We start from the raw sequence: 18,522 nt of genomic DNA on the forward strand, positions 1-18,522 counted from the left end.
GAAACAACAGTGGCTCCCGAGGGAGCCACTGTTGTTTGCGGGAGGGTTACCTCGGCCCCACCAGCTCTTTCATCAAATCTTTCAGCCATACCAGCGCCGGTTGCTGGGCATGCACGGGGTGCCAGACGCAGTTGAGGTGGTAGTCGGGCACGTCTTCGGGTAGCGGCAGGCTTTTCAGCGGCCAGTGGGTGGCGAGCAGCTCGGCCACCATGCTGGGCAGCACCAAGAGGTGATCGCTCTGGCTGACGATGGCGGCGGCGGACATATAACTCTGGCTGTTGACCGAGATGGTGCGGCTAAAGCCCTGACTTTTCAGATAGCGGTCGAGGCTCGCCTCCGAGGTACCGAGCGGCGAGTGGAACACGTGGGGCATGGCGATGAGCTGCTGCAGGGTGATGCGCTCCTGCCACTGGGAGGGGTCATCCTCGGCGCCGGCGGGGGCCGATTTGGCAATGGGCAGATCGGCGCGTACCAGCCCGGCCAGCGGCTCGGTGAGCCAGGTCTCTTTGCCCAGATACCCCGGCACCTGCATGTACTCGTCAAAGCCCAGCACCAGATCGATCTCTCCGCTTGCCAGTTCGGCCTCTGGCAGGGTGTCGCGCAGGATGCGGATCTCGATGGTGACCCCCGGCGCCAGCCCTCTGAGCCGCTGAATAAGCGGCGGGATCAGCACACACTCCACGTAATCTGTGGTGCAGAGCACGAAGCGCCGCTTCGACTGGCTCGGCTCGAACTCCTCTTCCTCGGTGAGCTGCTGCTCCAGCAGCCGCAGAGCCTGCTGTACCCCGAGGTGCAGCCGCTGGGCGCGCGGGGTCGGCAGCATCCCCTGCGGGGTGCGCACCAGCAGCGGGTCACCGAGAAAGGTGCGCAGCCGGTTAAGGGAGTGGCTCATGGCGGGCTGGCTGATAAAGAGCGCCTCGGCGGCGCGGGTGACGCTGCCCTGCGTCATCAGGGCGTCAAACGCGAGCAGCAGATTGAGGTCGAGCTGGTGCAGTTTCATGGGGGGATTATTCGCCGTGTTTATGGGACAATCCATCCTATTCATTTGATGGATGGGGGCGCAACGTCTTAATCTGCGACCCACTCTTATTTTTCCGGGTTCCCGCGCCGCATCGGGCGTAAACGGGGGCCTCAATCCATGCAAGGAGCCTTGCGATGAGCATCAAGACCATTAACTCCACGCCGGCCGCCGACGGCTTCACCATGCCCGCCGAGTGGGCGCACCAGCAGGCCGTCTGGATGATCTGGCCGTTTCGCCCGGACAACTGGCGCGTAGCCGGTCGCTTCGCGCAAGAGACCTTCGCCAAGGTGGCCGATGCCATCGGTGGCGCGACTCCGGTCTTTATGGGGGTTCCGGCCCAGTTTATGGAGCAGGCCCGCGCCATCATGCCCGCCCACGTCACTCTGGTCGAAATGGACAGCGATGACTGCTGGGCCCGCGATACCGGCCCGACCATCGTTACCAACGCTGCCGGCGAGTGCCGTGGGGTGGATTGGGGCTTCAACGCCTGGGGCGGTCACAAGGGCGGTCTCTACTACCCGTGGAATCAGGATGAAGAGGTCGCAGCCCAGATGCTGGCCCAGCACGGCATGGCTCGTTACGACGCGCCGCTGATTCTGGAAGGGGGCTCCATCCATGTTGATGGCGAAGGCACCTGCCTGACCACCGCCGAGTGCCTGCTCAACGAAAACCGCAACCCGCACCTGACCAAAGAGCAGATCGAAGCCTACCTGCGCGACTATCTGGGCGTCACCAGCTTTATCTGGCTGGACGAAGGCGTCTACATGGACGAAACCGACGGCCACATCGACAACATGTGCTGCTTCGTGCGTCCGGGTGAAGTGGCCCTGCATTGGACTGACGATCAGAACGATCCCCAGTACGCCCGCTCCGTAGCCGCCCTCAAGGTGCTGGAAGCGGCGGTCGATGCCAAGGGGCGCAAGCTGAAAGTGTGGAAGCTGCCCCAGCCGGGCCCGCTGTTCTGCACCGAAGAGGAGTCTGCCGGTGTCGAGAGCGGCAGCGGTGTGCCGCGCGAGGCAGAAGGCCGTCTGGCCGGTTCCTACGTGAACTTCCTTATCACCAACGATCGCATCGTCTATCCGCTGCTGGATGCCGCCACCGATGGCGAAGCCCAGCGCATTCTGGAAGAGATCTTCCCGGAGCACACCGTGATCGGCGTACCGGCTCGCGAGATCCTGCTGGGCGGTGGCAATATCCACTGCATTACTCAGCAGATCCCTTCAGGTCAGTAAACTGGTCGAAGAGTGTAGAAATTCAAAACCCCACGCCGTGGGGTTTTATCTCTTGATGGTGTGATGGTCGCAGGCGCTGATGCGGCGATCATCATGACAAACAGTCACCCTTTTACAGGAGATCAAAATGATCGAAGTGACCGAGGTTTCCATTGCCGAGCTGCGTGCCGCGCTCGAATCAGGCCGCACTACTGCGGTCGAACTGGTCAAGGCCTATCTGGCCCGGATCGAGGCCTACAACGGCCCCGAGACTGCCACCAAACTCAACGCCTTGGTGGTCGCCAATCCCGATGCGCTGAAAGAGGCCGAGGCTTCCGATGCCCGCCGTGCCCGTGGCGAGACCCTGGGGCCACTCGACGGCATCCCCTACACCGCCAAAGACAGCTATCTGGTCAAGGGGCTGACTGCCGCCTCCGGCAGCCCGGCCTTCAAGGATCTGGTGGCCCAGCGCGATGCCTTTACCGTGGAGCGGCTGCGCGCCGCCGGTGCCATCTGCCTTGGCAAAACCAATATGCCGCCGATGGCCAATGGTGGCATGCAGCGCGGCGTCTATGGTCGTGCCGAAAGCCCCTACAACGCCGACTACCTGACCGCGCCGTTTGCCTCCGGCTCTTCCAACGGCGCCGGTACCGCCACCGCCGCCAGCTTCTCCGCCTTCGGTCTGGCGGAAGAGACCTGGTCGAGCGGCCGTGGCCCTGCCTCCAACAACGGCCTGTGTGCCTACACCCCGTCCCGTGGCGTCATCTCGGTGCGCGGCAACTGGCCGCTGACCCCGACCATGGATGTGGTGGTGCCCTATGCCCGCACCATGAACGACCTGCTGGAAGTGCTCGACGTAGTAGTGGCCGACGATGCCGATACCCGTGGCGATCTGTGGCGCATGCAGCCCTGGGTGCAGCTGCCCAAGGCTTCTGAAGTGCGTCCGGCTTCCTATCTGGAGCTGGCTGCCAAGCCCGATGCCCTCAAGGGCAAGCGCCTCGGCGTGCCGCGCATGTTTATCAACAAGGATGAACTGGCTGGCACCAGCGAAAACCCCGGTATCGGCGGCCCGACCGGTCAGCGCATCCATACCCGCGAGACCGTGATCTCGCTGTGGGAGCAGGCTCGTCAGGCGCTGGAAGCCGCTGGCGCCGAAGTCATCGAAGTGGACTTCCCGCTGGTCTCCAACTGCGAAGGGGACCGACCCGGCGCGCCGACCGTGTTCAATCGCGGCATCGTGAGCCCGGAGTTTCTCAACGACGAGCTGTGGGAGCTCTCCGGCTGGGCGTTTGACGACTTCCTGCGCGCCAACGGCGATCCCAAGTTGAACAAGCTGGCCGATGTCGATGGGCCGAAGATCTTCCCCCACGATCCGGGCACATTGCCGAACCGCGAGGGCGATCTGGCGGCGGGCATGGACGAGTACGTCAATATGGCCAAGCGTGGCCTGAAATCCTGGGACGAGATCGTCACAGTGCCGGATGGCCTGCGCGGTCTGGAGAAGACCCGCAAGCTGGACCTGGAGGACTGGATGGACGGGCTCAAGCTCGACGCCGTGCTGTTCCCGACCGTTGCCGACGTCGCCCCGGCTGATGCGGATGTGAATCCGGCCTCCGCCGATATCGCCTGGAGCAACGGCATCTGGGTTGCCAACGGCAACCTCGCCATTCGCCATCTCGGCGTGCCGACCGTCACCGTCCCCATGGGGGTGATGGCCGATATCGGTATGCCGGTGGGCCTGACCTTCGCCGGTCGCGCCTATGACGACAACAACCTGCTGCGCTTTGCTTCGGCCTTTGAATCCACCGGCAGCAAGCGTATGGTGCCGCCACGGACGCCGCCGTTGGGGGATATTAGTTAGGAGAAACTCCTGTGCTAGCCCTACGATGACGAAATAAAAACCACCTGCTATGTAGGTGGTTTTTATTTTCAGTATCACAATTGGTTACAATGCAATAATTTTTGCGACTTCTTAATAAACTTACATAATGACTATGTTGTTCATTGATAAGTCACACGTTTCTTTTGATTAGAATTTTATTTCTGGGTGCTTTTCTTTTATTTTTGGGATTACTTCATTTAAAAAGCAAAAAACCAAACCACAAATGCTGATAGTTTTTTCTGCATGTCTATCTGTTGATATTATTACATAGGTTGATTGCAAACATGCCGATGAACGAGGGAATATGATTCTGTGCATCACTTGAACATTTCCAATGATATATGACTTTATATGCATAAATGCGTTCAGGGCATTATGATAATTAGTTTCCCAATTGCCTGGGTCATTACTACTAATACGTACAATTAAATTGTTAATATTATTGAAGTTGTCTTTTCTAAAACCACATAATTCATTTACTTTTCTTGCATGAAAAGAAAACTCAATCAAGCTGCTAGTAATCACTTCATTCCAAGATGAGCTCCATTCTGATGGAAACACCGAGCCTGTAAATGCGAATAGTTGCAATGCATGCTTTCTTGCTTCTGAAATATGTATTTCTGCAAGTCTTTGGTTGTCTTTTGTAATCATTTTGGCTCTTGCTTTATATAAGTTAAAAGTAGTGTTCTGTAGGATTGGATAATATTTTTAGGCGGTTTGCTTTTTAAAATAATTATTATTGTATTTGTTTTGACATTTTTTTCAATATGACTATGTGGCCTTAGGTTAGCGAAGCATATTTTTGAGAGGGCTGTAGGTTCGAATAGCGAAGCGTATTCGGACGATCGCGAAAGGGAGGTTGCCGAGATGTCGCAGGCATCCAAGGTTGCTTGAACATTTTTCCATCACCATGTTCGCGGTAAACGGACGATTACGCTGCGCTAATCGTCCCTACAGCAAGGCAGTGATTGCATGTTTTGACCATTTACATCGCTCCACTCCCCGCACCGTCAATCGCCATATTGGTCGTGGCTCGCCGCCGATTTCCCCTGATTTTTTCTGACTTCCCCCAGACTTCACCTTCTCTTCACACAGCCTCATTTTCCCCTCACAAATCCCCCGTATCTTCTGCCCACTGCTTAAAAGGCCCGGCTTGCCACAGGGGTGGCGAGGGGGCGGTTGGTTCGAGGGAGCAAGATGATGAAAAGTTGGATGAAGTGCACATTGGCCGGGGCCGTGGTGCTGATGGCGAGTTTCTGGGGCGGCAGCGTGCGGGCGGCGGGGATCTCCCTCAAGCAGGTAAGCGGCCCGGTGTATGTGGTGGAGGATAACTACTACGTAAAGGAAAACTCCATGGTCTATTTCGGGGCCAAGGGGGTGACTGTGGTGGGGGCGACCTGGACGCCGGATACCGCCCGCGAGCTGCACAAGCTGATCAAGCGGGTCAGCAGCAAGCCGGTGCTGGAGGTGATCAACACCAACTACCACACCGATCGGGCGGGTGGTAACGCCTACTGGAAGTCCATTGGCGCCAAGGTGGTCTCGACCCGCCAGACCCGGGATCTGATGAAGAGCGACTGGGCCGAGATTGTCGCCTTTACCCGCAAGGGGCTGCCGGAGTACCCAGATCTGCCGCTGGTGCTGCCCAACGTGGTGCACGATGGCGACTTCACCCTGCAAGAGGGCAAGGTGCGCGCCTTCTATGCGGGCCCGGCCCATACGCCGGACGGCATCTTTGTCTACTTCCCCGACGAGCAGGTGCTCTATGGCAACTGCATCCTCAAGGAGAAGCTGGGTAACCTGAGCTTTGCAAATGTGAAGGCCTATCCGCAGACCATCGAGCGACTCAAGGCGATGAAGCTGCCGATCAAGACGGTGATCGGCGGTCACGACTCGCCGCTGCACGGCCCCGAGTTGATTGATCACTATGAAGAGTTGATCAAGGCGGCGCCGCAGTCATAGCCGCTGCGTGGCAGACAGCCTGCAAGCCGTGCCATCGCTGCAATCAGCAGCCATAACGGCACACCATAAAAGGCCCGCTTTCAGAAAATAAGCGGGCGTTTTGCGTTTGCGGTTTTTTTGGTGGCTGTGAGTGCGTGGCATTAACGCTGTTCAAGGGGGGTGGGCTTTCATAAGATGGCCCTCTCTCTTTTCCCTGAAAGTTATCCATTTTCGTTATGCAATACGCCTCTCTCGCGCGCCTCAAGCAGGCCTTTATCACCGGGATGTGGGCCTCGCTGGTCAGCATCGTTATCGGCTTCGCCTTCAAGGTGTGGCTGGCTCAGTGGGTCGCCAAGGGAGAGCTGGCGCTGTTCAACAGCGTGGTGGATTTGATCTCCCTCTCCTTTATCCTGATGACAGGTTTTCGCTCTTCCATGGTGGTGAGCTACTCCCAGACCAAAAACGATCGGGACATCATCAATATCTTCCGCTACTTCCTCATCGGCATCGTGCTGCTCACCTGGGGAGCGGTGATCCCCTATATCAAGCACGGGCTCCATATCCGGGTGGAGTATCTGCAACTGGTGGGGGTCATCTTCGGGCTGGGGCTCAAGGTCTATTTCACCAATCTGGTGGCCATGTACCGGATGTATGAGCTCTCCAACCGGGTCACCTGGCTGGAGCCGCTGGCCAACGGTCTGCTGTTTATGGCCTGCTACTTTGGGCTGGGGATGGATGCGCTCCCTTCGCTCTTCTACGGGCTGACCTTCTCGTCACTCGCCATCGCCGGTTATATGTATGTTTCGCGTCGTCGGGCCATCGCCACCAAGCCGCTGGCCAAGGTGGCGCTCGGCCCCGAGATGGTGAGCTATGTGAAGAAGAGCTTTACCGCCTCGCTGGAGGCGGGGGCCAGTATCCTGATGATCTACATCACTGTGTTGCTCACCATCCGCCACTTCAGCATCGACGAGCTGGGGGATTTTCAGGTGGTGGTGCGCCCCATCTTTACCTATATGACCACCTTGTTTGTCTTCCCCATCTACCGCTTTGTGCTGCCGGAGCTGGCGGTCAATCTGCGCAATGGCGATCACCACCAGATAAGGTTGATCCGCCGCTGGATCTTCCGCCTCTCCGCCATCGTCAGTCTGGCGTTCTTTGGCTTGATGCTGCTGGCGGGCAAGCCGCTGGTGTTGCTGTTCTTCCCCGCCGACTACGTGGGGGCGGTGCCTGTGCTGTTCCACTTCTCCATCTTCTTCATCTTTATGATGCTCAACGGCTATCAGCTCGCCTATATCAAGGCTCACGGCCACTTTACCCAGAGTTTGTTGATCCGGCTGGCGGGCATAGTGGCGCTGGTCGCCGCCTACTATCTGGTGGCCGAGTTCACCGCCAACGTGGTGGCGATTATCGTGGCGCTGGGGCTTGGCTATATGGTGATGTTTATTCTCTCGACCCTGGCGGAGCGGCAGATCTTGCGATCCCTGCCACTGGTGCTGGCGACCCGTTAGGGTGTGACTCGCCAAGAGCAGGCTTTTGTCAGATAACAAAAAACGCCCGTGCGGGCGTTTTTTTATTGGCGGTGCTGGGCGGCTTAGCGTTTGCCCTTGCCACCCTTGTTGCCAGCGAGAGCCTGCTTTCTGGCGCGCTGCTTCTGGGCCGCCTTGCTGTTGCGGCGCGGCTCGGGCTCGAAGCGGGTGAGATCCGGCTCAAAGCCCGGAAACCACTGCTGGGGCAAGCGGGTGTCGAGCACAGCTTCCACCTTCTCCAGCAGGGGCGTATCTTCCGGGCTGAACAGGGTAATGGCGAGCCCCTTGTTGCCGGCGCGGCCGGTGCGACCGATACGGTGGACGTAATCCTCCGCCACAAACGGGAATTCGAGGTTAATCACGTAGTTGAGATCCGTGATATCGAGGCCGCGAGCCGCCACGTCGGTGGCGACCAGCGCCTGCAAGGTGCCGGCGCGAAACTCCAGCAGCACTTTTTCACGTGCGCTTTGCGACAGATCGCCGTGGAAGGCCAGCGCATTGATGCCCGATTTGCCGAGCTGCTGGGCCAGCTTGTCAGCCCCTTGGCGGGTGCGGCTGAAGATAAGCGCCGGTGCCCACCCTTTCACTTTCAGCATGTGTTCGACCAGCGCCAGCTTGCGATCGCTATCCACCGTGTAGACCCGCTGCTCCACCTCGGCCGCCGTGGTGTTGCGCGGTGCCACTTCAATCAGCTCGGGGTCGCGCAGCAGTACCTTGCTCAAGGCGAACAGGTTGTCGTCGCAGGTGGCGGAGAAGAGCAGGGTCTGGCGATCCACCGGGAGCTGTTTGAGCAGCGCGGTGATCTCGTCCATAAAGCCCATGTCGAGCATGCGATCCGCCTCGTCAAACACCAGATGGCGCAGGCTATCCAGGCTCAATGCCCCCTGACGCAGATGGTCGAGCAGACGGCCCGGGGTGGCGATCAGCAGATCCACGCCGTTTTTCAGCGCATCTACCTGAGCCGCGATGCTCACCCCGCCGTAGACTTGCGTGCTGGTGAGACCGGTGCCCTGGCCGTAGCGCGCCACGCTCTCGGCGACCTGCACCGCCAGCTCGCGGGTCGGCACTAGCACCAGCGCCCGGATCGGGCGTTGGGATTCCATTTGTGGCTGCGCCAGCAACTGCTCCAGCAGCGGCAGCACAAAGGCGGCGGTCTTGCCGGTGCCGGTCTGTGCCCCCGCCATCAGATCCCGACCCGCCAGAATGACGGGGATGGCGCGAGCCTGAATGGGGGTGGGGGCGGCATAGCCGAGCTCGGTCAGGGTCTGCTGCAAGCGGGGGGAGAGGGCCAGTTCGGCAAAGGAGGCTGTGGACATAGGGGCACCAGTCGGGGTTATCGCGGCCTGCGGCCACGATGCAGTGAGTGATCGTGGCCGCGATGGTAACAGAAGCAGGGGGAGCGGCAGAAGGCGGCTATGCCTCTGCGTCGTCCGGCAACGGCCGGATCAGCCGGATCTTTTTGCCCTCGTAGCAGGCGATGTTGTGCTTGCCGTGCTGTTTGACGTGGTAGAGCAGCTCGTCGGCGAGATGCACTGCCTCGGTGACGCTGAGGTAGTCGCGAATGCGGATCACCCCGGCGGAGAAGGTGATGGGGGTGGGCAGCTCGGGGATCCCCAATGGGCGATCCAGCAGGCGGCCAGCGGAGTGGATCATCATCTCGTCATCCTCCATCCCCTTGAACAGCACGATAAACTCCTCGCCGCCCCAACGGATGGCGCTGTCCACCTTGCGGATATTGCTTCTGAGATGGCGGGCAAAGGCGAGCAGTGCCAGATCCCCGACGCCATGGCCATAGGTGTCGTTGATCGATTTGAAGTTGTCGATATCGAGGATCATCAGGTAGTCGTGCTCATGGAGCAGACTCTGGCAGAGCACATCCCTGCGTGGCAGCCGGGTCAGGTGGTCGGTGTGCGCCAGGGTGCGCAGCCGCAGGTAGATCTGCTTCCAGGCCACCATGCCCAGCAACAGCACGATGAGATAGACCTTGAAGGCCGCACTTTGCAGGGCCAGCTTGACGAAATCGACCCAGCTGTAGGACCACTTCAGATAGAGATCATCCCCCGCCTTGGTGCGCATAAAGGGTTTGCTCAGGCAGAGATGCCTCGGGCGGCAGGGCTCGGCGGCTTCAAACGATATGTTGGTGCGGGTCGGGTTGATGGTGTCGAAGGGTCGCAGCACATCGTTAAATGCTTCATCGACGGCGATATCGATACCGAGCAGCCCGTATTTGTAACCGCCGCGCCCCGACTGATGGATGAAGGGGAAGTACATCACTATGGTGTTGCGCATGCTGAAGCTGTCGATCTCGATATCGGAGACAAAGGCTTCATCGGTGCTGCACAAAGGGCGGCCGGGGGCAAAGCTGGCGCAACCGAAGTAGTGATACCAGGCGGGCAGGGTCATCAGATCCACCTTGATCGGCGCCAGTCTGGCGGGCAGCACATTGTTGTCGGCCACCATGCCGATCAGCCGGTAGTCATTCCAGATGGTGTAGATATTGATCACCTCCGGGTAGGAGAGGGCATAGCGGAAGGTGTTGAGGATGTTGGCGGCCGGGTATTGCAGCGGAATATCGGCAAAGCGGTATTTGCTTTTGAGGTCATATCCGTAGAGATAGTCGCTGCCGACGCTATTCGGGGGCGGTGGCTGATCGAGCAGATGGTGTTGTGCCAGATAGCTGGTGATGTTCTCCACCTTGAGGATCTTGGCTCGCTGGTAGAAGACCTCGAACACGTTCTTCTGTCTGGCGGTGATGAGATCCATGTCGTGCTGGATAGTGAGATAGGTGTAGTAGAAGACAGTGCCCAGCCCGGTCAGGGCGAGCAGGGCTAATCCGGCCACTTTGACGATGAACTGGCGAGCAAACGCCAGTGGCCAGCGCAAGGCTGGGGGATTACCTGAAAATAAGGTCATAGGTGTCTGGGTGCAGTACCGATAGGGGCGCGGGCGCCATACGGGCAAAGTATACGCGAATGAAATCCCGACAGGATCCACCGACAAACCTTGCCAGAAGCTGAATCCTTCACCACTTATTTATCCCTACTCCACGATCAGCACGCTTTCGCTGGCCAGATGGTGCAGCCACTCCCTGACGATCAGCAGCACGGCGGCAAAGTGCTCGTCGCGGGGCAGCAAGCTGGCGGCGAGGGGATCCCCTTCCGCCATGGCGGCCAGCTGGCCAAAGGCTTGCTCCACCAGATCCCGGTCGAGCTGGTTGTCCCCCAGCACTTCGGCCAGCGACGGCTGGCTGCGCAGGGTCAGCTGCAAGCCGGGCGGGATCTGCGGGGCGATGCGCATCAGCTCATCTTCCACCACCATGATGGCCCGCTCCAGTTCGAGCGGGGTGGGTGGCGCATTGCGAAACGGTCCGGGCTGGATGGCGTGGGTGCCAAAGGCCAGCGGGTAGTGTGACGGGGCCGCATCTGGCTGGCTCAGCCAGAGCTGGCTGCTCTGTTCACCAATCTCCAGCAGCAGGGTCATCATCTCCGGTACGGGTTGTGTCATGGTGCTGAGCTCCTGTATTGTAAACGTTTTCCCATTCTGCCTTTGATACCCCCGCTATCGCCGTTTGGCGAGCACAATTTCTGCGAGTCGTCCCTCACTTTGTTGCAAATCCCTTGCAAAAAAATCCACTGGTGGCAGTCTGGATGTCTAAATGGCTATTGCCGTTTCGTTATCCTCAGATGATTCAGGAGTTCAGATATGGATATTCGCACCGCTCCCCGCGCCATCGTGCTCGCCCTCATGCTGGCAAGCGGCATCGCCGCCGCCAACGAAGCGCTGGTGATCCAGACCGATTTCGGCCTCAAAGATGGCGCCGTGTCGGCCATGAAGGGGGTTGCCTTCGGGGTGGATCGCACCCTGCCGCTCTATGACCTGACCCACGAGATCCCGGCTTACAACATTTGGGAAGCCTCCTACCGCCTCTACCAGACCCTGCAGTATTGGCCCAAGGGCACTGTGTTTGTCAGCGTGGTTGATCCCGGTGTCGGCACCGAGCGCAAGTCAGTGGTCCTCAAGACCAAGAGCGGCCAATACATCGTGACTCCGGACAACGGCACCCTGACCCTGGTGGCCGAACACTTCGGCATCGAGGCGGTGCGCCAGATTGACGAGAAGCTCAACCGCCTCAAGGGCTCCGAGAAGTCCTACACCTTCCATGGCCGCGATGTGTACGCCTATACCGGCGCACGGCTCGCCTCCGGCGCCATCAGCTACGAGCAGGTCGGCCCGCTGCTGCCCGCCGAAGTGGTGAAGATCCCCTATCAGCCTGCGGTAGCCGAGAAAGATGGCACCCTCAAGGGCACCATCCCGATCCTCGATGTGCAGTACGGCAACGTCTGGACCAATATCGACGATGCCCTGCTGACCAAGGCGGGGATCAACAAGGGGGATAACGCCTGCATCAAGATCCGCGAAGGGGATGTGGTCAAATATGACGGCAAGGCCCCTTACGTCAGCAGCTTCGGTGACGTGCCGGAAGGTCAGCCGCTGGTCTACCTCAACAGCCTGCTGCAGGTGTCGGTGGCGCTGAACATGGACAGCTTCGCCGCCAAGCATCAGGTGCAATCCGGTGCCAACTGGCATATCAGCCTGAAGAAGTGCTCCTGAAGATTGTCGGGCTTTCGACAAGCGGGTTTAAGCAAGTGAGGGCAGCCAAAGAGGCTGCCCTCACTCATTGGGTGGTAAGGCGTGCTGATAAGAAGTTGTTGTCAAAAAGCATATTAATTGAATGCAATTGATAATGATTGGTATTTGGTTGGATAATCGCGCACTTGTCTGACCACCCAACCATACCGAATGAAAACCAGCCTCTTACTGCTCAGCCTGCTGGCTCTGACTGCATGCAATGACAATCACAGCAATACGTCTGTGGCCCCCTCACCCGATGTGACCCCACCGGTCGTCAAGCCGACCGAACCGCCCATCACGCAACCAACAGTGCCGCCGGAAACTCATACCCGGGTTCCTCTGACCATTGAGGTCAATGTGGCTGATCGACTGGGGGCGGGTGCACAGCTCGAGGTGAGACAGGTCGCCACCGGGATCCGCGTGCAACAGGCCATCGAACCGGGCCAGCTCACCCGCATCACCTTGCCTGAAGGTCTGCAACTGGATCAGCCGCTGGAGCTGCTCGGTAGCGACGAGGGCTATCTGCTGCGCGCGGTATCGGTGCGGGTGGCGGATCTCTCGGCCGGGATCACGCTGGCGCGCCGCAACAGCGTGCCGCGGCTGGGGTTGAACGAGGAGGAGACGGCGCTCTTCCTGCTGGCGGATCAGAGCGGAGATGGTTCCCTCAGTCAGGCCGAGTGGGGCAGGGCAGAGGAGATCCGCCTGCAACAACAGGCGGCTCTTCAGGATTATGCAGCCTTCCTGCTGGCCCAGCGTCAGCCGGGTGCCGTGCTCGACTATACCGACAGCTGGCAGATGCTGCTGGCCCTGCGCGATGACAAGCAGGCGCGCAGCTGGTATCAGCGCAGCAACAGTGCCCAGATCCAGTCCGCCCGTACCCAGCTCTATCCCGCCAACCCCAGCCAGCCGGACGAGCCTGAGACGGCAGATCTGCTGCGCCTCGATGAGCAGGGGCTGCTGGTGGTGCATGGCCCCTGGCAGTGCCTGCACGATGTGCGCACGGTCAGCGGGGTCAAGGGTAGCCAGTACTGGCTGTATGGCAGTGACACCAGTGCGTTGAAGGTTGCCAGCCAGCCACAACTGGCTGCGGGGCTGACCGCTTGCGGCCGCAGCGACTGGCGCCTGCCGACCCTTACCGAGTTCGAACGGCTGCTGAGCAGTGACAAGTCGGCATGGCGCTATCCCAATATCTTTGCTGTTAGCCTGCCCGCCCAGATCTGGCTGCAGGATGGTGCGGGTCAACCCCGTCTCTATCAACTGGCGACCCGAACCTGGCTGGATGAGGGAGAAGGCAGTCTGCTCTGGTATGCGCTGGCACCCTATCCGGTGCGCCCCTCCGTGGTACGCGATAGCAGCAAGCCGGACATGGCGGCCCTGCGCGCCCAATACAGCGGTTCATCGGCTCAATGGCCTGCCGCCCGGGTGGATGAAGGGGTGGAATGGCAGGAGCTGGGGCCGCTGCCGGCGGTGCCCTTCCCGGTCGACAACCCCTATAGCCGGGCCAAGGTGGTGCTGGGTCAGCAGCTCTTTTTCGACAAGCAGCTCTCCAAGGGGCGGAACATCAGCTGTGCCAGTTGCCACGATCCGCAAAAGGGGTGGAGCGACGGCCTGAGCGTCTCGGTCGGTCATCTGGGCCAGAAGGGCAATCGCAACGCTCCTTCCATCCTCAACAGCGCCTTCAGCTCGACCCAGTTCTGGGACGGGCGGGTCGCCACGCTGGAGGAGCAGTCGCTTCACCCGATCCAGAACCCCATCGAAATGGCGCTGAGTCATGACGAGCTGCTGGCTCGCTTGCAGGCCAGCCCCGACTATCAGGCTGCTTTTGCCACCGCCTTTGGCGATCAGGGGATCACGCTGGAGCGGATCGCCAAGGCGATCGCCACCTTCGAGCGCACCATCATCAGCCGCGGCAGCGATTTTGAGCGCTTCGTCAAAGGGGATAGTCAGGCTCTCAGTGACAAGGCGCTGTGGGGGATGCACCTCTACCGCACCGATGGCCGCTGCATGAACTGCCACTCCGGCCCGCTGCTGAGTCAGCACGGGTTCGAGAGTGTGGGGCTCACCTATTACGGTCGTGGCAAGCTGGAAGATCGCGGGCGCTTCCTGCAGACCCGCAACAAGGCGGACATCGGTCGCTTCAAGACCCCCAGCTTGCGGGACGTCGCTTTTACCGGCCCCTATATGCACAACGGCATCTTCCCTATCCTGGCCCAGCGTATCGGCGGCTCGGTGCAGGGGGTGGTGGCCATGTACAACTTTGGCGTGACCAAGTGGAGCAGCGGGGTCGGCTTCCCGACCGGTGCGGATCAATACGATCCCTTCTTCCCCAAAGCCTCCGATCACCTGCATGCTCTTGGCCTCAGCAATGACGAGCTCGATGCCATTGGCGAGTTTTTGCGCAGCGCCTCGGCCGAGCCGCGCCGCACCCCGGCCACTGTTGCCGAGCTGGGGGTGAGTGAGGCGGATGACCCGACTCCGGTGGGGGCGGTGATCACCGGATTGGCTGTGCTGCCTGCCCAGCCTCAGCTGGAAGTGGGGCGCTTACTCCCTCTACAACTGCAGTGGCAACTGAGCGATGGCTCTCTCGGCCCGCTCGATGGGCCTGTTGAGTGGCGCAGCGAACAGCTGGAGTTCGCCACCGTGAGTCCGCAGGGCGAGGTGCGCGGTGTGGCGGTCGGTACGGCACGACTGGTGGCGACCACGGCTCGTCACACGTTGAACGTGACGGTGCAGGTGGTCGATGCCCAGCCCGATTTTGCCCGGGGCTGTCGTCAACCCGAGCTGGTGGCGGGCAAGCTGGCCTTTGTCTGCCAGCTGACCAGGGACGAGGCGGAGCGTCTGTCCATCTCCTATGACGGTGTGAGCAGTGACAGCGATGGTGACTACAATCCCTTCCCGCTGGAGTATGTGACCATGGGTCAGGCGCGGGCGCGGGATTACTGCCAGCAGCTGGTGGCGCGCGGCCACGATGACTGGCGTCTGCCGACCCGGGCCGAGCTGGAGGTGCTGTTTGCCGCCTACAACAAGGATGGCGCGACGGATCAGTTGCTTCAGCAGCAGGGGTGGCCGCTCTACAACCGCTACTGGAGCAGCGATGCGACTGCCAATGACGATGGTGAGTTGCCGCTGCTCGACCTGAGCACTGGTGATCCGCTGTGGGATCTGGCGGACGAGGCCCATGCCGCCACCTGCGTCAGGGCCATCTAGCCTTCATAGATAGTCAGATGAAAAACGGGCGCCTCGGCGCCCGTTTTGTTATCTAGTAATAAAGAAAGGGATCAGAACTCGTTGGAGAGCGCCTTGTACCCTTTGACCAGATCGATATTGGTGTGGGCTACGTCCTCGGAGAATTCGGCGGCATCTACCGAAATCCGCGGGAAATAGAGGGATCAGAACTCGTTGGAGAGCGCCTTGTACCCTTTGACCAGGTCGATATTGGTGTGGGCCACGTCTTCGGAGAACTCGGCGGCATCCACTGAAACCCGCGGGATATGGGTCAGATCGCTCTGCTGGTTGATGCGGGTGGTGGAGGGGACGTAGAACTCCGGTGGCAGATCGCAGCCATCGATCACCGAGTTGTGACGCACCACGGCACCATCGCCGATATGGCAGTTGAACAGTACGCTGTTGAAGCCGATAAAGACCCGGTTGCCCACTTCGCACGGCCCGTGGACGATGGAGCGGTGGGCGATGGAGGTGTACTCGCCGATGGTGACGGCGGCGCCGGATTTGGAGTGGATCACCACGCCATCCTGAATATTGGAGTTGGCGCCGATGACGATGGGTTCCATCTCGCCGTTGGCATCCACTTCGTCGGCGCGGATCACCGCATAGGGGCCGACAAACACATTCTCTTTGATGATCACCTTGCCACAGATGATGGCGGTCTTGTCGATATAGGCGGATTCGTCGATGACAGGCAGATGGCCGGAGGGATTCTTGCGGATCATGTTACATCCTGTGGTTGCCAAGAGGGATTATCTGGTGGTGGACGAGGAGCCTACCGGTCGGTCAGCTTACCCCTGCTCGCCCTCTGGTGAAACCCCTGACTGGTCTGACCCTTGTCGTATGCCGTTTCGGCATGGCTGTTTCCGGTCGCCAGAATATGGGAGCATGGCTGTTATCCCGAGTCGCGTTAGATGGACATATAAAGATGAAGAAGATGATTGCCCTGTTGGCGGGTGGTTTATTGCTCTCCTCGGCCGTGCAGGCCAAAGGGGAGGCGGGGGCGTTTGACTATTACGCCATGGCGCTCTCCTGGTCGCCCGAGCATTGTGCCGTCAAACCGGCGGATCGGGACCAGTGTTCCCGCAAGCTGGGCTTTGTGCTGCACGGTCTCTGGCCTCAGTACGATCGCGGTTACCCCAGCAACTGCACCCGCGAACGGCTCAATCCCGATATGGAGAGCGAGTTTGCCGACCTCTACCCCAGCCGTTTCCTCTATCGCCATGAGTGGGAGAAGCACGGCACCTGCTCCGGCCTGAGCCAGCAGGCCTTCCATAAGCTGGCGAGTGATTTGCGCCAGAAGGTGAAGATCCCGGCGGCTTATCAATCCCCGGAAGAGCCGCTGCGCAAAACCAGCTTCCAGCTCAAGGCCGATCTGGCGAGCGCCAACGAGTGGCTGGCCCCCGACAACATCACGGTGGCTTGCGCCGATGGTGGCCGCTTCCTGCGGGAGGTCTATATCTGCGTCAATAAAGAGGGGACAGATGCGGTCACCTGCTCCGCCGAGATGCAAAAGCGCGAGCGCCGCTCCTGCGGTCAGCCGGACTTCCTGCTGCGCAGCGTGCGTTAAGCCTCCACTCTCTTCATCGGGCCCCTTGCGGGCCTGATGTGTAACCATAGCTATCGGAAAGGAGTCTGACAGATGGATGGCAACAACCGGTTTGGCCCGCAAGAGCGGGCAATGCTGCTCGGGGTGAACGGATGAGCCTGTTTGCCGAGCTGGGGATGCGTTATCTCATTATTCAGGCACCGATGGCCGGTGTGCAGGGAAGCGAGCTGGCGCTGGCCGTAACCCGAGCGGGCGGCTTGGGCTCCTTGCCTGCCGCCATGCTCACGCCAGCGGAGCTGCGCGGCGAACTGGGGCGTCTTGCCCAAAGTGGCCTTGGGCCATTTAACATCAACTTCTTCTGCCATCGGCAACGGGAACCGGATCCCGTTGCACTGGCCCGCTGGCAGCAGCGCCTTGCACCCTACTACGCAGAGTTTGGTCTGGAGCCTTCAGCTGTTACGACGGCACCAAGCCGTGCCCCCTTCAATGAGGTGCATGCCGCCATGGTGGCCGAGTTCAGACCGGCGGTGGTCAGCTTTCACTTCGGTCTGCCCGCGCCCGAGCTGCTTGTCCAAGTGAAGGCTGCGGGGGCCAAGGTATTTGCCAGCGCCACTACGGTGGCGGAGGCTGTATGGCTCGCTCACCACGGTGCCGATGCCATCATCGCTCAGGGCTTGGAGGCTGGCGGTCATCGCGGTCATTTCCTCTCCGATGATCTCGCCTTGCAGCAGAGCACCTTGACCCTGCTGGCGCAGATCCTCGCGGTGACCGATCTGCCGGTGATTGCCGCTGGCGGTATCGTCGATGGCAAGGGGATCGCCAACGCGCTGGCAATGGGGGCGAGCGCTGTGCAGATGGGCACTGCTTTTCTCTGCTGCCATGAAGCGACCACCTCGGCGCTGCATCGCGCCGCCATCCATTCACCAGAGGGCCAGCAGACGGCACTGACCAATTTGTTCAGTGGCCGTCCGGCGCGGGGTATCGTCAACCGTCTGATGCGGGATCTGGGCCCGCTCTCGGATCTTGCCCCTCACTTCCCCTATGCCAGTGGTGCACTGGCACCGCTGCGTGCCGCCGCCGAGAAGGCGGGGGACAGTGGCTTCTCTCCGCTCTGGGCTGGCCAGAATGTATCGGGTTGCCGAGATCTTCCTGCCAGCGAGCTGATAGCGTGCTGGGTCAAAGAGGCTGGATTGGGATAAGTGCTTCTATATATGCCTCATACGCCTTCTTATATAGAAGATGTCGAGGGCGCTGCGCGTTAGACGCGACAGTGCGGCAATGGTGGATGAGTGCCAGGCCAGTACCCTTGTAAGGCATTTATCCGGTGTAAAACGTCCTCACTTCACCCTTGGTTGTGGATAAGTCTGTATAAATGCTGTGTGTTGATATGAATAACCAAGAAATTGCACTTTTTTGCAATTTTATTGCGGTAAAGCCTTGCCAATGTGAGCTGGATCTCTATAATGCGCCATATCGACAGGGCAGGCGGCAACGCAAACAACCTCGTCGATAACCTCGAAAAGCCTTTGAAAATA

The 18,522-nt window shown here is 59.9% G+C and carries 14 protein-coding genes; 8 read left to right on the top strand and 6 right to left on the bottom strand.

Features of this window, described 5'->3' with window-relative positions; all coding sequences use genetic code 11:
• Positions 1-46: 46 nt before the first annotated feature.
• Positions 47-1,000, bottom strand: a complete 954-nt coding sequence (locus BN1139_RS04725; protein WP_005354497.1) for a LysR family transcriptional regulator — start codon at positions 998-1,000, stop codon at positions 47-49.
• A 155-nt stretch (positions 1,001-1,155) separates the two neighbouring features.
• On the opposite strand from BN1139_RS04725, the gene aguA reads away from it, so the two are divergent.
• Together aguA and BN1139_RS04735 are read left to right on the top strand one after the other, a co-directional pair.
• Complete coding sequence (aguA, locus tag BN1139_RS04730; RefSeq protein ID WP_005354494.1) at positions 1,156-2,253, top strand: agmatine deiminase; 1,098 nt, start codon at positions 1,156-1,158, stop codon at positions 2,251-2,253.
• Between the two features lie 127 nt (positions 2,254-2,380).
• Positions 2,381-4,093: an amidase gene (locus BN1139_RS04735; protein ID WP_005354491.1), complete on the top strand. Its 1,713-nt coding sequence runs from the start codon at positions 2,381-2,383 to the stop codon at positions 4,091-4,093.
• Positions 4,094-4,261: 168 nt separating this feature from the next.
• On the opposite strand, the gene BN1139_RS20810 is transcribed toward BN1139_RS04735, so the two are convergent.
• Entirely contained in the window at positions 4,262-4,765 is a 504-nt protein-coding gene (locus BN1139_RS20810; RefSeq protein WP_005354488.1) for a hypothetical protein, read from the bottom strand.
• 546 nt (positions 4,766-5,311) lie between these two features.
• Between BN1139_RS20810 and cphA the strand changes: the two genes are divergently transcribed.
• A complete protein-coding gene (gene cphA, locus BN1139_RS04740; protein WP_013723489.1) occupies positions 5,312-6,076 on the top strand; it encodes a CphA family subclass B2 metallo-beta-lactamase in 765 nt (254 codons plus the stop codon).
• Positions 6,077-6,291: 215 nt separating this feature from the next.
• Positions 6,292-7,563 carry an MATE family efflux transporter gene (locus tag BN1139_RS04745; protein ID WP_005354484.1) on the top strand — a complete coding sequence of 424 codons (1,272 nt, stop codon included), beginning with the start codon at positions 6,292-6,294 and terminating at the stop codon, positions 7,561-7,563.
• Between the two features lie 83 nt (positions 7,564-7,646).
• On the opposite strand, the gene BN1139_RS04750 is transcribed toward BN1139_RS04745, so the two are convergent.
• The 3 genes from BN1139_RS04750 to BN1139_RS04760 form a co-directional block, all read right to left on the bottom strand.
• The gene (locus tag BN1139_RS04750) at positions 7,647-8,897 is read right to left on the bottom strand and encodes a DEAD/DEAH box helicase (protein WP_005354482.1); all 1,251 of its coding nucleotides are present in this window, start codon (positions 8,895-8,897) and stop codon (positions 7,647-7,649) included.
• A gap of 97 nt (positions 8,898-8,994) precedes the next feature.
• Entirely contained in the window at positions 8,995-10,464 is a 1,470-nt protein-coding gene (locus BN1139_RS04755; protein WP_005354480.1) for a GGDEF domain-containing protein, read from the bottom strand.
• A gap of 156 nt (positions 10,465-10,620) precedes the next feature.
• Positions 10,621-11,085 carry a hypothetical protein gene (locus BN1139_RS04760; protein ID WP_005354477.1) on the bottom strand — a complete coding sequence of 155 codons (465 nt, stop codon included), beginning with the start codon at positions 11,083-11,085 and terminating at the stop codon, positions 10,621-10,623.
• Between the two features lie 198 nt (positions 11,086-11,283).
• Here BN1139_RS04760 and BN1139_RS04765 point away from each other — a divergent pair, with 198 nt between their 5' ends.
• Both BN1139_RS04765 and BN1139_RS04770 read left to right on the top strand, forming a co-directional pair.
• Positions 11,284-12,192 carry an SAM hydrolase/SAM-dependent halogenase family protein gene (locus BN1139_RS04765; RefSeq protein ID WP_005354476.1) on the top strand — a complete coding sequence of 303 codons (909 nt, stop codon included), beginning with the start codon at positions 11,284-11,286 and terminating at the stop codon, positions 12,190-12,192.
• A gap of 189 nt (positions 12,193-12,381) precedes the next feature.
• The gene (locus tag BN1139_RS04770; RefSeq protein ID WP_005354475.1) at positions 12,382-15,420 is read left to right on the top strand and encodes a cytochrome c peroxidase; all 3,039 of its coding nucleotides are present in this window, start codon (positions 12,382-12,384) and stop codon (positions 15,418-15,420) included.
• A 182-nt stretch (positions 15,421-15,602) separates the two neighbouring features.
• Here BN1139_RS04770 and BN1139_RS04775 read toward each other — a convergent pair whose 3' ends face one another.
• Positions 15,603-16,163 carry a gamma carbonic anhydrase family protein gene (locus BN1139_RS04775; RefSeq protein WP_005343397.1) on the bottom strand — a complete coding sequence of 187 codons (561 nt, stop codon included), beginning with the start codon at positions 16,161-16,163 and terminating at the stop codon, positions 15,603-15,605.
• 203 nt (positions 16,164-16,366) lie between these two features.
• On the opposite strand from BN1139_RS04775, the gene BN1139_RS04780 reads away from it, so the two are divergent.
• On the top strand, positions 16,367-17,008 hold the full coding sequence (locus BN1139_RS04780) for a ribonuclease T2 family protein (protein ID WP_005354471.1): 642 nt from the start codon (positions 16,367-16,369) through the stop codon (positions 17,006-17,008).
• 131 nt (positions 17,009-17,139) lie between these two features.
• Positions 17,140-18,186 (top strand): NAD(P)H-dependent flavin oxidoreductase, encoded by a 1,047-nt coding sequence (locus tag BN1139_RS04785; RefSeq protein WP_005354469.1) that lies wholly within the window; start codon positions 17,140-17,142, stop codon positions 18,184-18,186.
• Positions 18,187-18,522 lie beyond the last annotated feature (336 nt).

The sequence above is a fragment of the Aeromonas veronii bv. veronii genome, from assembly GCF_000820225.1.
GTDB lineage: Bacteria > Pseudomonadota > Gammaproteobacteria > Enterobacterales > Aeromonadaceae > Aeromonas > Aeromonas veronii.